Origin of the sequence: Pelagicoccus sp. SDUM812005 (genome assembly GCF_031127875.1) — a bacterium.
GTDB lineage: Bacteria > Verrucomicrobiota > Verrucomicrobiia > Opitutales > Opitutaceae > Pelagicoccus.
In genome coordinates this window covers 171,364-184,121 of the sequence record NZ_JARXIA010000002.1, presented here as the reverse complement: position 1 = coordinate 184,121, position 12,758 = coordinate 171,364, and the positions used below count along the sequence as shown (strand labels likewise).

General features: G+C 59.8%; 11 protein-coding genes and 1 tRNA gene. 9 read left to right on the top strand and 3 right to left on the bottom strand.

Features of this window, described 5'->3' with window-relative positions; all coding sequences use genetic code 11:
* Nucleotides 1–30: 30 nt before the first annotated feature.
* Entirely contained in the window at nt 31–1,137 is a 1,107-nt protein-coding gene (locus QEH57_RS04340; protein WP_309005622.1) for a glycosyltransferase, read from the bottom strand.
* 122 nt (nt 1,138–1,259) lie between these two features.
* Between QEH57_RS04340 and QEH57_RS04335 the strand changes: the two genes are divergently transcribed.
* From QEH57_RS04335 to QEH57_RS04305, 7 genes are all read left to right on the top strand, one after another.
* Nucleotides 1,260–1,727 carry a phage holin family protein gene (locus QEH57_RS04335; protein WP_309005452.1) on the top strand — a complete coding sequence of 156 codons (468 nt, stop codon included), beginning with the start codon at nt 1,260–1,262 and terminating at the stop codon, nt 1,725–1,727.
* Between the two features lie 105 nt (nt 1,728–1,832).
* Nucleotides 1,833–3,224 carry a dihydrolipoyl dehydrogenase gene (gene lpdA, locus QEH57_RS04330; protein WP_309005451.1) on the top strand — a complete coding sequence of 464 codons (1,392 nt, stop codon included), beginning with the start codon at nt 1,833–1,835 and terminating at the stop codon, nt 3,222–3,224.
* Between the two features lie 132 nt (nt 3,225–3,356).
* Nucleotides 3,357–3,431: transfer RNA gene (locus QEH57_RS04325), tRNA-Arg, on the top strand.
* 205 nt (nt 3,432–3,636) lie between these two features.
* On the top strand, nt 3,637–4,101 hold the full coding sequence (locus QEH57_RS04320) for an acetolactate synthase (RefSeq protein ID WP_309005450.1): 465 nt from the start codon (nt 3,637–3,639) through the stop codon (nt 4,099–4,101).
* Between the two features lie 37 nt (nt 4,102–4,138).
* Nucleotides 4,139–5,377 carry a nucleoside monophosphate kinase gene (locus tag QEH57_RS04315; protein WP_309005449.1) on the top strand — a complete coding sequence of 413 codons (1,239 nt, stop codon included), beginning with the start codon at nt 4,139–4,141 and terminating at the stop codon, nt 5,375–5,377.
* A gap of 225 nt (nt 5,378–5,602) precedes the next feature.
* On the top strand, nt 5,603–6,247 hold the full coding sequence (locus QEH57_RS04310) for a response regulator transcription factor (protein ID WP_309005448.1): 645 nt from the start codon (nt 5,603–5,605) through the stop codon (nt 6,245–6,247).
* A gap of 30 nt (nt 6,248–6,277) precedes the next feature.
* The gene (locus QEH57_RS04305; RefSeq protein ID WP_309005447.1) at nt 6,278–8,191 is read left to right on the top strand and encodes an ATP-binding protein; all 1,914 of its coding nucleotides are present in this window, start codon (nt 6,278–6,280) and stop codon (nt 8,189–8,191) included.
* A gap of 16 nt (nt 8,192–8,207) precedes the next feature.
* Here QEH57_RS04305 and QEH57_RS04300 read toward each other — a convergent pair whose 3' ends face one another.
* Nucleotides 8,208–8,837 (bottom strand): hypothetical protein, encoded by a 630-nt coding sequence (locus tag QEH57_RS04300; RefSeq protein ID WP_309005446.1) that lies wholly within the window; start codon nt 8,835–8,837, stop codon nt 8,208–8,210.
* Nucleotides 8,827–9,522 (bottom strand): DUF502 domain-containing protein, encoded by a 696-nt coding sequence (locus QEH57_RS04295; protein ID WP_309005445.1) that lies wholly within the window; start codon nt 9,520–9,522, stop codon nt 8,827–8,829. Before QEH57_RS04295 ends, QEH57_RS04300 begins: the two co-directional genes overlap by 11 nt.
* Before the next feature lie 138 nt (nt 9,523–9,660).
* On the opposite strand from QEH57_RS04295, the gene QEH57_RS04290 reads away from it, so the two are divergent.
* Together QEH57_RS04290 and QEH57_RS04285 are read left to right on the top strand one after the other, a co-directional pair.
* Nucleotides 9,661–12,168 carry a DEAD/DEAH box helicase gene (locus QEH57_RS04290; RefSeq protein WP_309005444.1) on the top strand — a complete coding sequence of 836 codons (2,508 nt, stop codon included), beginning with the start codon at nt 9,661–9,663 and terminating at the stop codon, nt 12,166–12,168.
* Nucleotides 12,169–12,312: 144 nt separating this feature from the next.
* Entirely contained in the window at nt 12,313–12,696 is a 384-nt protein-coding gene (locus tag QEH57_RS04285) for a VOC family protein (protein ID WP_309005443.1), read from the top strand.
* The last annotated feature ends 62 nt before the right edge of the window (nt 12,697–12,758 follow it).

The window sequence follows — 12,758 nt, the reverse complement described above, 5'->3', positions numbered from 1 at the left end:
TGAATTGGCGGGGGGCGATTCTTGCAGGCTTTATGCCAACGAACTGAGGAGGCGGATGTACGCGGAGGTCTGGGCTTTTAGGGAAAATTTCTTTCGGGCGTGGTCGCGGGCGGCTTCGCCGAACTGGAGCCTTTGGGGCGGGTTGGTGGCTAGCGTTTGCAGCGCGGAGAGGAATGCGGCTCCGTCGCGGTGGGGGATGAGGTAGCCGGATTTTTCATGGAGGAAGGTTTCGCCGACCCCGTTGACGTCGTAGGCGACGACGGGCAGGCCGGACATCTGGGCTTCGACGAGAAAGTTGGGCAGGGATTCCTGGTCGGAGGTGTGGACGGCGATGTCGGCGTCGCAGTAGAGGGAGCGTGGATCTTTGAGGAGTCCGGGAAAATGGATACGGTCGGCGAGGCCGAGGCGATGGGCTTCGGCTTGGCAGGCGGTCCGGGTAGGGCCTTCGCCGGCGAGGGTGAGCTTCCAGTTGATGTTGTCGGGAAGCTGCGAGCAGATGCGGATGAGGCGGATCTGCTTTTTCTGCGGACGGAACATGGAGACTGAAACGAGGTGGAGAGTGGGTTCTGGGTTGTGGGTTCTGGGTTCTGGCCGCGTGGCGAGGTTGCCTAGGGGGATGGTGGTTTCGAAGTCGCGGATGCAGCCGTTGTAGATGACGCTGGAGGTATCGGGACGGTGGATACGGTAGTCGGATGCGAGGCGTCGGAGGGCTTCGTGGGAGTTGGCGACGATGTAGTCGCTGCGCGTGAGGGCCCGGCGGTAGAGGAAGGGGATGGAGCGTCCGGTGCGGAAGGTGGAGAGCAGCTTGTAGGAGCGGGGGCGGGTGGCGAGGAGGCCGGCGTGGCAGTTGGCCATGCGGCCCATGGGGATGACGACGTCGGGGGAGAGGCCCTCGAGAAGGCGTCTGAGGCCGGGGGCGAACCAGTCGGTTTTTAGGAAGCCTTGGCGCAAGTAGTGAACCTCGGGGGCTGGGGATTGGCCGGAGGGGGACATCGCTGCTACCTGAGGGTCGAGGGCGCCGCCGCGGCGGAAGACGACGAGGTGCACGGGGTGGCCGCGTTGGGCGAGGCCCTGGGCGATGGCGAGGGTCTGTTGTTCGGTGCCACCGTTGCGGAGGTGGTCTTGGAGGAGGACGATGTTGAGCGGCGCGGTTTCGATAGGGTGGGGAGATTTGGGGGGGGGGAGGAGCTGGGCAAGGATTTGTGCGGGGATTTTGCGCTCGCGTGCAACCGATGAGCTAGGCGAGTGTTTAAGCAGTTATGAGTCGTGACGGATCGGAAGGGTTTTCTTCTATTTTGAAGCGTTGGGTCGTGAGCGGCCTGGGCGTTTGGCTGGGCAGCTACTTCGTGGAGGGGATCCACTACGAGGCGAATTCGACGCTGTTGATCGTGGTCTTGCTGCTGGGCTTGTTCAGCGCGGTGTTGAAGCCGATCTTGGTTTTGCTGGCGCTGCCTTTCGTGGTGCTGACATTGGGCTTGGGCATCCTTTTTATCAACGCGTTGCTGTACTTGCTGGTGGGAGAGCTGGTCCCGGGCTTCGAGGTCGTGGGCTTCGGGGCGGCGTTTTGGGGGGCGCTGTGGGTGACCTTCCTTAATATCTTGTTCGGGAGCTGGATCGGTGGCGGCGGGCGGAGCTCTTTCACGGTCCGCGCGAGCGGCGGTGGAGGCGGGAGGGCGAAGCGTCCGACCCGGAAGGTAAAGGCCAAGGACGACGTGATCGACATCTAGGCGCTCCGCCTTGAGTCTGGCTTCCGCGTCGCTTTTCGGGCGATTGCGCTAGACACTTTGGGCGGGGGGAGCTATCCCGCTAGGCTTTTCAAAACCCGATTCATTATGGCTGACGTTAAATACGATTTGGTAGTAGTAGGAGGTGGCCCCGCAGGCTATGCGGCCGCAATTCGCGCCGGGCAACTCGGCAAGAAGGTTGCTTGCGTGGAGATGGATCGCGCCGGCGGTACCTGCTTGAATTGGGGTTGTATCCCGAGCAAGGCTCTGCTTAAGAGCGCGGAGCTGATTCACTCGATCAAGAAGGCGGAAGAGTTCGGCATTTCGGTCGGTTCCGTCGACTACGATTTTTCCAAGATCATCCAGCGCTCCCGCGGCGTGGCGGACCAGATGGCCAAGGGGATCGAGTTTCTCTTCAAGAAGAACAAGGTCGACTACATCGTGGGCAAGGCGCACGTGGACGACGCCAAGACGGTTTCGATCGTGGAAGGCAAGTCCAAGGGCAAGAAGCTGAGCACTTCGAACGTCCTGATTTCGACCGGTTGCCGCGCTCGCCGCTTGCCGTTCCTCCCGGACGACGAGCGAATCATGACTTCCCGCGAAGCGTTGGTCATGAAGAAGCAGCCCAAGTCCATCGCCATCATCGGTTCCGGCGCGATCGGCGTGGAGTTTGCCTATTTCCTCAATGCCTTTGGCACGGAGGTAACGATTCTCGAAGTGATGGACCAGCTGGTTCCGGTCGAGGACGAGGAGATTGCCAAGACCTTGGGCCGCGAGTTCAAGAAGCAGGGCATCAAGTCCGAGCTCGGCGTGCAGGTGAAGGCTGCGACAGCTGAGAAGGACGGGATCAAGCTCGTCTACGAAAAGAAGGGCAAGGACGTGGAGCTGAAGGTCGACGCGGTGATCCAAGCGGTCGGCGTGGTCGCGTTCCTCGACGGCGCGGTGAACCCTTCCCTCAACCTCAAGACCGATCGCGACTACTTGGTGGTCGACGACAAGTACATGACCAACGTGGCCGGCATCTACGCGGCGGGCGACATAATCGGTCCGCCTTGGTTGGCCCACGTGGCGACTTTCGAGGCGGTGCAGGCGGTCAACGGGATGTTTGGCGCGGCCAAGCCACGTCGCGTGAAGAACTTCCCAGGCGCGACCTACTGCAACCCTCAGATTGCGAGCACGGGCGTGACCGAGAAGAAGGCCAAGGAGCTGAAGCTTGACTACAAGGTCGGCAAGTTCCCCTTCGTGGCTTCCGGCAAGGCGGTCGCGGGCGCTCACTCCGAAGGTTTCGTGAAGCTGATCAGCGATGCTAAGACTGGCGAGATCCTCGGCGCCCACATCATTGGCCGCGACGCGACGGAGCTCATCACCGAGTACTGCTTGGCGATGGAGATGGAGGGCACGATCGACGAGATCCACGGCACTATCCACGCTCACCCGACTTTGAGCGAGGCCTTGGCCGAAGCCGCTGCTGCGACGCACGACGAAGCGATCCACATCTAGGATTTAATCGACGCGAGGTGGGCGGGCGACGAGTCGCTTTTCGGAGAAACCGCCCCACCTTTGATATTCTTTCACCTTTGCCCTCGACTTTCGGGGGCGGAGTTTGAAAACGTCTCCGAGTCAATTTTTGCTGCTCCCGTAGTTCAATGGATAGAACATTGGTCTCCGAAGCCGAAGATGTGGGTTCGATTCCCGCCGGGAGTACCATTCGCCGCTTGCGAGCGGAGGGGGATGGTGAGTCGGCCTGTTGAGGGTTGGCGTGTCTTGAGGCGGTTCGCGAAGCTGCCTTTTTTGCTATCTGGGAAGGATGCTGCGAGTTGTTTCGGAAACGGCGCGAATCCTTGCTAAATGTATCTAGGCACTTAAGTAATAGCGTCTTCCCCCGTATTCTGCATCTAGAATCCTCATGTAGATGGACAATCCTTCGATCGAAACCGAAACCGCCGTACCGGATCCCGTTAAGCAGCTCTCCATCTTCATGGAAAACAAGGTGGGCCGCCTTTCCGACATCTTCCGGCTTTTTGAAGACAGCGGCATCCACGTGATGGCCTTGACCACTCTGGACACGACGGACTGCGCGATCACGCGGGTAGTGGTGGACGATCCGCAGAAGGCGAAGGAGCTGCTTTGGGAGCATGACGTGACCTTCAGCGAGAGCGAGGTGCTGGCGGTGGAGATCGCGGGCGAGCACGACATGAACCGTGTCTTGGCTTCCTTGCTGCAGACCGAAATCAACATCCACTACATCTACGCTTTCGTGAGCAGGCCGCATGGCCGCTCGGCTTTGGTCATCAGCATCGAGGATACGGACCTCGCGGTGCACATCCTGAATACCCATAATATTCGCGTTTTGAGCCAAAGGGACATTTCTCGCTAGTCTTTCCCGCCGATCCTCCTATCCACATTGCCCACACATGAGCGAAGAAACGCTGCCACCAAGCGAACAGCCACAAAAGACAGAAGCCAATGGAGTTGCCGCTAAGCACCAGGACCTCGAGGTCAAGGATGCTCAGATTATCTTCAACACGGTTTGGACTAAGCTAGAGGAGAAGTACGGGCGCACCCGTTTGCATTTTCCCCAGGAGCTCATCTTGCTGGGTGGCGCTCCGGGCGCGGGCAAGGGCACGAATACGCCCTTCATCCAGGAGGTTCGCGGCCTGACGGCGGAGCCGATCGTGGTCAGCTCCCTGCTCGACACGCCGGAGATGCGGGCCATCAAGGACGCGGGTGGCATGGTAGGCGATACGGAGGTTATCAGCATCCTGTTCGAGCGCCTGCTTTCGCCGGACTACAAGGATGGAGCGATTTTGGACGGCTTTCCGCGCACGTTCGTGCAGGTCGAGTGTATGAAGATGCTCTACCACAAGATGCTCCAGCTGCGGGCGGAGTTCTTCAACACCGAGTACCGCTCGAGCTTCCGCCAGCCCTTGATCCACATCATGATGCTCTTCATCGACGAGAAGGAGAGCGTGGCGCGGCAGCTCAAGCGCGGCCGCGAGATCATCGAACACAACGAGGAGGTCGAGCGTACGGGGATTGGCGAGCCGAAGGAGTACCGTGCCACGGACTCGGACCCGAAGGCGGCCCAGCGCCGCTACCGCGTTTTCAAGGAGGCCACTTACGACGCCCTGCAATCGCTGCGGGAGGTCTTCCACTACCACTTCATCAATGCCCAGGGAACGCTGGCGGAGGTGCGGCAAAACATCATCAAGGAGCTGCAGTACCAGAGCTCCTTGGAGCTGGACCCGCGTACCTTCGACTCGCTCCATCGCCTTCCCATCGCGAAGAAGATCGTGGAGCACGCTCGCCAGCAGCTGGTGCGTCGCCTGGACCAGTACGAGATGGAGAACCCGGACCAGTTCCATCGGGTGATCGATTTCATCGAGGAGAAGATCATGCCGATCGTGAAGCACCATGCGATCACGGGCTCGGCGCATATCAACTCCGAGGACCCGACCTTGGACGACCCGCATTCCATGGCGATGCTCATCGACATCTTTTCGGAGCGCGGCTACCACGCGTCGGTAGATTTGCACAAGATCGAGATTCCGGAGGAGTTCGACCTGCAGACCGGCCAGATTCGCTGTCGCCTGAAGAAGGTTTGGCGTATCCAGATCCGTTTCAAGGGCTCGGAAATCCGTCGCGGTTCCTGAACAGAGCGCGGGGACCGCCGTAGGTGGAATTGTGGAGCGAAGGGCGCGATTATTGGTCGAAGACTTAACTTGCGCCGCTTGTGAGACCTTCCTAGTTCTAATGCTGCTTTGAACTGCCTATCAGGTCGTTCGGGCAGCGAATTGTCCCCATTCCGCAAGTTGTAGAGCCCTTCCAAGCCGTCGTTCGAGCTCATCTCGACCCCTCGAACGGCCAGTTCCAGAAACATGTCTAAACCTATTTTGAAAGTAGTAGTTGCCGAAGATGAAACGCTGTTTCGCGACTTTCTTTGCCGGATCATCCGGCAGCGATTTGGTTTCGAGATCATCGGCGAAGTCGCGACGGGGGAAGAGGCCTACAAGCTTTGCGAGGAGCATCGGCCGGACTTGGTCATCCTGGACTTGCGCCTGCCCGGCATCACGGGCCAGGAGTTGGCGGAGCGATTGATCAGCGAGCAGCCGGAGGCGCGCATCCTCATCATTTCCTCGGTGGAGGACCCGAAGCGGATTGGTTCGCTGCTGCAGATGGGGGTGACGGGATTCCTGAACAAGAAGGAGGAATTTTCCGTTTTCGAGCAGGCGATCGAAGCGGTGGCGAACGGCAACATCTTCGTAAAGGCGTCGGCTCAGACGCAGGTTGATTCGCCGGACGTGCTGGACCAGAAGGAACTGCTCGAGACCTTGAGCGATCGCGAGAAGCAGATCGTGGTGTTCGTGGCCTCGGGGATGACCAACAAGGAAATCGCCCAGAACCTGGGGCTCAGCATCAAGACGGTGGAATCCCACCGGAGCAATATTTCCAAGAAGCTGAAGATCTTCGATATTGCGGGAGTCACCCTCTTCGCGGTTCGGACGGGATTGGTAACGCTCTAGGGGACCGGCGACATGGCGAGCGGAGCTGAGATGAAATTCACCGTGATTTTCGACCGGCAGTTTCGCGTGCTGCGCTTGCCGGTGGAGTTGAAGATGCTCCTGGGCTTGGACCCGGAGTCCGAGGAGGCCATCGGCTGGCAGCGTATCGTGCTGGAAGACGCGGCGACTTTCCTGCCGCAGGCGTCGGACGGGAAATTGCAGCGGACGGGCTACCTCAAATGCGAATCGGGCGAGATCCTGGAGGCTTCCTTCGCTTGCGAGTTGCTGGATGGGCCTGCCGACTTGGTTTGCGTGGAGATCGCGGTCTCGCAGCCCCAAGGAGTGGAGTCTGACCCGGTTGACAAGGATTCCTTGGATTTTCTGACCACGGTCAGCCATGAGCTCCGCGTGGCCTTGAATGGCGTGATCGGCTTCGCCAACGTTTTGAGCGGAACCACTCTCGACGTGAACCAGCATGCGATCTTGGACAAGCTGCAGTCCTGCAATCACATGCTAAAGGGCTTGATCAACGACATCCTGGAGTACTCGCGGGTCGCTACCTCGAAGATCAATTTGCGTACCGAGTCGGTCGAATTGGACGTATTCGTCACGGAGGTGGTGGGTCTCTTTCGCGAGCGGGCCCGCAAGAAGGGCTTGGACCTGAACGTGGAGATCGATTCCAGCGCTCGCATCAAAGCGATTTTGCCGCGCATGCGGGTGACGCAAATCCTGAGCAATCTGATCGCCAACGCGATCAAGTTTACGGACCAGGGGTGGGTGCGCGTTTCGGTTTCCTGTTCGGAAGGGGAACTTTGTATTGGCGTCCAGGATACAGGCCCGGGGGTCGATGCTGGGGATGGCGAAGCTATCTTTAAGCCTTTCTTCCGCCTGAAGGATCAGGAGGACGCTCCAGAGGGGACGGGGCTGGGGCTAGCGATCAGCAAGGAGCTCGCCGACAAGATGGGTGGTACCTTGCGTCTCGAGCATCCGCAAGACGGGGGTAGCCTCTTTGCGTTTTGCCTGCCGTTGAGCGATAGCTTGGAGCTAGCCGAGGAGGCCCTCGAATCCGGGAAGGAGCGGGAGGCGCTCGCTCCGAAGGAAACGGCGCGAAGGGGGGACAAGCGGGTGCTCGTCGTCGAGGACAACCAGTTAAACGCGGATATCCTAGGACATTTTCTGCAGGACTACGGCGTAGCCTTCGACCATGTGGATAACGGTCGTTCCGCGGTAGACGCGTATCAGGATGGCAAATACGATTTGATCTTGATGGACGTGATGCTGCCCGAGATGAACGGCTACGAGGCTACGGAAAAGATTCTCGCTCGGGCCAAGCGGAAGCCTCCGGTTCCGATCGTGGGAGTGACGGCTAAGGTTTTTCGTCGCGACCAGATGCGTTGCATCGAAGCGGGCATGGTCGAGGTGGTGCACAAGCCGGTCGACTTCAAGCAGCTCCGAGCGGTGCTGGATAATCGCTTGTTCGGTGAAAAGGGGGCTGGCTCCGGCGTGTCGGAGGGGGCTCGTTTTGCGGACGATGAGGTGCAGTTGCCGTCGCCGGAGCTTGAAGGCGAACTTCGATTCGAAAAGGTTCCGTCTTCCAACGGTCGCGACTGCATGGATGCAGGCACCCTTGAAGCCTATATCGACCGTATGAAAACTCCGGATACGAGCCGCAGCGAAATCGTGAATACTGCGATCGCCATCGTCGATGCGGAGGTGAAGAGCTTGGTCGAGTCGATCGACAAGGGAGATCGCAAGGATGTTGGCATGCGGGCTCACTCGCTCAAGGGGGCGTTGGCCTTGTTGGGAGCCCGAAACATTTTGGATCTCGCCAAAGGCTTGGAGCTGATCGCGAGCGACGGGCGTTCACCCCTGAAGGCGGAGCATTGGAAGAATATGGTGGAAGGCTCCTATGCCGAGTTTCGGACTCAGCTGGAGGCTTACATGAATACGACGATGGCAGAGTAGCCGAGTAGCCGAGCGGCTAGGTTCGCGGCAGGCGTATGTGGGTGTTGTGCTCTACGTAGCGAGCGAGGGAGGCGAACGCGTTTTGCTGCTCGTCCTTGTGCAGCTCGATTTCCTTGAGCGGGGTGTTGAGGATGTGGGTAACCTTTTCCGACAAGGCGAGAGGGAGCTTGCTGGCCCAGTCGGCAAGCACGGGGTAGCCTTCGTCGCGGGCGAAAACGTAGAGGGTTTTCAGGAGGACTGAGTGGGGCGGGGCTCCGTCGCTGAGCGAGTCGAGGGCCCGCAGGGCGAGCCGATAGGTTTCCTCGCCGAGTTCGTCCTCGTGCATGGGATTGGCGAGGAGGAGCCCCGAGAGCCAGGAAGCGGCTTGCAGGGCGGCGTAGCTCTTGCCGAGCCCGATCCGTTTCTTGGATACGGTGAAGTCGGTGAGGAATCCGTTGTTGGCGCTTTCGCCCGGCTTGAGGTCGACTTGGGCTTCGCCTTCGTCGAAGAGGTCGAGGGAGAAGGGGTTCGACTTGCTGCGGTTGCGGCGCAGCACGCTCAGCAGTCCTCGCTCGGCGGAGAGGAGGCGGACTTGGGTGAACTTTTCGCCGCTGGGGCTGAGCTTGAGAACGATCGCGTTGGCGACGATGAGCTTTTCAGCTGGCATCCTGGGGCGTAGTGGCGGGGCGTGGCTGCTCGTTCTTGAAGTTGAGGCTTTTCTCGACGGGAGGGTAGGGCGGGGCTACGGCTCCGCCGGAGATGATGAGCTTCATGCCTTGGCCGACGGTCATGTCGAGCACTTGGATATCCTCCTTTTTCATCATGACGAGGAAGCCGCTGGTGGGGTTCGGGGTGGTGGGCACGAAGACGTTCTGCAGGAACTCGTCGGTCTTATGCTGGATCTCGCCTTTTCCGTCGCCGGTCAGGAAGCCGAGCGCGTAGCAGCCTTCCTTGGGAAACTCCACGAGGACGACCTTCTGGAAGACGGCCCGGTTTTGGGAGCTGAAGGTGTCGACGATCTGCTTCACCGAGGTGTAGACGGTGTTGATGATGGGCACGTTGTTGAGGAAGCGTTCGCCGATGGAGAAGAGGTACTTGGCGATGAAGTAGCGGGAGAGGAAGCCGAGCAGGGTGATGGCCAGCAGGACGATGACGGTGGCGAGGGTGTCCCAGACGAGGGTGAGGCTTTCCTTGGAAACGAGGTTTTCGGGGATGAGCAGCAGCTTGAGGATCGGTTCCTTGACGTTGCCCCCCACTTTGATGACCAGCCAGTTGAACACGAAGAACGTGATGCCGATGGGGGCGAGCAGGATAAGTCCCGAGAAGAATGATTTGCGGAGTCGTGTGAACATGGAGGCGATTGAGCTACGAACGGAAGTGTTGATGAATTGCTTACACAGGTACACGCCAAAAGGGAGAAGGTTTCGTATTAGCGGCTTTGCTCGAAAAGCATTGAGTGGGCTTCCTGCATTTTTCAAGGTGGTCGGTTTATGAGTTGGAAAGGAGCTAATCGCCTTTATTCGCGGCAGTCGCTGGAGCTTTGGAGTTCTCGTCTAGGCGGGGACTGGGAAGCTGCGTTCAGCGAAGCGGAATTGCGGCGCGGGCGCTCGATCTACAAGCGTGGGGAGATCCGGGAAATCTCGCTCAACGACTCGGATGTGATCGTGAACTCCAAGATCGGGGTGGCGGAGAGCTATTCGGTGGTGGAGTGGAGCTCCGGCAAGATTTCGGTGCGTTCGTCGACTTCCGACGAGGTGCTGGGCGGTGCGATCGCGGTAGCGGGGCTGCTGGAGATCGAGGAGCTTTTGGCGGACGAGGAGCTTTCGCTGATCGAGAGCGAAGGCTTGGGCTTGGACGGCGAAAGGGAAGAGGAAAAGGAGGAGGAAGCGCCGATCGACCTTTCGAAGAACGCCATGAGCAAGGAGGGCGAGGCCCGCGTGCTGCACCTGGTTTTGGATACGCATTTCAAGGGCTTGATCTGCGAGGCGTATTGGCTGGGCGGGGACGGGACGCGCGTATCGGCCTTGAGCAAGGAAGACGGGGCGCCGCGGGCGAACAATTCGGAGGAGCGCGGGCGGCTGATCATGCTGGCGGCGCGGGCCCGCAAGTCGCATTTCGTTTATTCCCCGGAGTTTGGCGGCTACTTGCTGGAGAACTTGCGGGAGGTCGTTTTCTTCATCCAGTCGGTATGGCCGAGCTGGAAGGCTCGCTTTTCCACGGAGGAGCGGGAGAACGTGAAGCACATCCAGCAGGGGATCGTCGAGATCAAGCTCAAGCCGCAGGCGAGCCGGGCCAAGTCCGGGGGCTTGGATATCCAGTGGGTTTTCGACGCGGGCGCCAAGCTGCTGGACAGCGGTTTGGCGGACGAGCTGCTGGCCCGCAACGAAGAGCCGATGCTGGTGCCCGAGCTAGGCGTGATCAAGCTGACCGAGGAGTCGCGGCAGGCCTTGAGCGCTTGGAAGGAAGTGGAGGCGGAGGCGAGCGGCGCGGGTCAGCTCTATCAGCTGTTTTCGCTCTTCGGCGAGGGCGAGGAGGAGGTGGAGCTTTCCGACGAGCTTTCGCAATGGCGGGAGGGCTTGCTCAATCCCAAGCCCGACGCGGAGCTGGAGCTGCTCGACTGCTTGCGCCCGTACCAGCGTCAGGGGGTGGAGTGGATGTCGCGCCTGCTGCGGCACGATTGCCATTGCCTGCTTGCGGACGAGATGGGCTTGGGCAAGACGGTGCAAGTGATCGCCTTGCTCCTGGCCCAACGGCAGGAGGGCGAGCGAGTGATCGTGGTTTGTCCGGCCAGCGTGGTTCCGGTTTGGATTTCGGAGTTCGCCAAGTTCGCTCCCGACGTGAAGGTGGGCAAGTATGGCGGCCGCACGGCTAAGGCGGCCTCGAAGCTGGACGTGGTGGTGGTGAGTTTTGCCCTGCTGCGCAATCGCATCGAGCGTTTGGTGGCGGAGGAATTCGACTACGCGGTGGTGGACGAGGCCCAGTTTATCAAGAACCCGGACTCCAAGGTTTCACGCAGCTGTCGGCGCCTGCGGGCGAAGCGACGCATCGCCCTCACCGGCACGCCGATCGAAAACAAGCCCTTGGATATTTGGCCCGCCTTCCAGTTCCTGATGCCCGGAATGCTGGGGTCGCGCGAGCAGTTCGACCGGCTTTACGCGGAGAATCCGGGGGCGTTCAAGGCGCGGCTGAGGGCTCAGATAAAGCCCTTCATGCTGCGGCGCACCAAGAGCGAGGTCGCCTTGGAGCTGCCGGAAAAGACCATCGTGGACCTGGAGTGTCCGGTCACGCCGGTGCAGGCCCGCGAGTACCAGCGGATTTGCGAGGAGGGCTTGGCTCGCTTCGGCGACGACCTGGGCAGCGCGATGCGTACGAATCGCTTCGCGACCTTGAGCTTGTTGACGCGCTTGCGTCAGGTGAGCTGCGACCCGCAGTTGCTGCCTTGGATGGAGGCGAGCATCGAGGACAGCGGGAAGCTGATGGTTTTGCTTGAAAAGCTGATCGAGGTTTTGGGGACAGGGCATAAGGTGGTGATATTCAGCCAGTTCGTGCGCTTTTTGGTGCGGGCTCGCGAGATGATCGAGCACGCGTTTCCGGAACTGCCCATTTTTGAGCTGACTGGGTCTACGGCGGATCGCGAAGCGCCGGTGAGGGAGTTTCAAGGGACGGATCAGACGGCGGCGATGCTGGTGAGCCTGAAGGCGGCCAGCGTGGGGATCACCCTGCATGCGGCGGACTACGTCTTTTTGCTCGATCCGTGGTGGAATCCGGCGGTGGAGAGCCAGGCGATCGACCGGGTGCATCGCATCGGGCAAACCAAGAGTGTCTTCGTCTACCGCTTGTTCGCCCAGGGAACGATCGAGGAGAAGATTCAGCTCTTGCAGAAGGAGAAGCGCGATTTGTTCGATTCGATCGTGAGCGGCTCGAAGTCGGGGCCGGACTTGTTGGCCAGCGGGGTGCAGTCGCTGCAGAGCTTGCTGGCGCTGGCGCAGAGCGGCTAGGGGCGCGGCGCTGGGGTTGTGCGAAGTGAGGAGCTGGGCAATTGCGCTCGTTTCGCCGAATTGGGATTCAGTAAACGCTACCTAATGCCGTTAAAGGGGTGAAGTACCCACCCCTTGATCGAATCCCCTATCTATACAGATTTTATGGCTCAAACCACTGCACCCACTTTAACAGCGATCGGTCAGCTCGAAATTCGAGTTGGAAACATCGAAGAGGCTCGAGCTTTTTACGGGGATACCCTTGGGGTCGAGGTGGAGTCCGTATTTGGTCAGACCATGATGCTGAAGTGCGGGGAACTTACGATCATGGTGCAGGAGTCGAGCAATCGTCCGATTGGCTGCCCGATCTATTTCAAGGTGGATGGACGGGTGCACGAAGTGGCCGACCAGCTCAAGGCGAACGGGGTGCGTTTCAAGAGCGGCCCGAGCTGCATCGTGGAGAACTTCATGGATAAGTCCTCGTGGTTGGCCTTCTTCGAGGACCCCTGGGGAAATCCTCTTGGTTTGATGGGCGATATGCCGGTCTAGGTGGCGCCGAGGTTCGCCTCGCGAGCGATACCTGTATTTTATTTCGTGAAAGATTTTGCTTC

Coding starts and splice junctions, on each gene's coding strand:
- QEH57_RS04335 (WP_309005452.1), top strand. CDS start 1,260: ATGAGTCGTGACGGATCGGAAGGGTTTTCTTCTATTTTGAAGCGTTGG.
- lpdA (WP_309005451.1), top strand. CDS start 1,833: ATGGCTGACGTTAAATACGATTTGGTAGTAGTAGGAGGTGGCCCCGCA.
- QEH57_RS04320 (WP_309005450.1), top strand. CDS start 3,637: ATGGACAATCCTTCGATCGAAACCGAAACCGCCGTACCGGATCCCGTT.
- QEH57_RS04315 (WP_309005449.1), top strand. CDS start 4,139: ATGAGCGAAGAAACGCTGCCACCAAGCGAACAGCCACAAAAGACAGAA.
- QEH57_RS04310 (WP_309005448.1), top strand. CDS start 5,603: ATGTCTAAACCTATTTTGAAAGTAGTAGTTGCCGAAGATGAAACGCTG.
- QEH57_RS04305 (WP_309005447.1), top strand. CDS start 6,278: ATGAAATTCACCGTGATTTTCGACCGGCAGTTTCGCGTGCTGCGCTTG.
- QEH57_RS04300 (WP_309005446.1), bottom strand. CDS start 8,837: ATGCCAGCTGAAAAGCTCATCGTCGCCAACGCGATCGTTCTCAAGCTC.
- QEH57_RS04295 (WP_309005445.1), bottom strand. CDS start 9,522: ATGTTCACACGACTCCGCAAATCATTCTTCTCGGGACTTATCCTGCTC.
- QEH57_RS04290 (WP_309005444.1), top strand. CDS start 9,661: ATGAGTTGGAAAGGAGCTAATCGCCTTTATTCGCGGCAGTCGCTGGAG.
- QEH57_RS04285 (WP_309005443.1), top strand. CDS start 12,313: ATGGCTCAAACCACTGCACCCACTTTAACAGCGATCGGTCAGCTCGAA.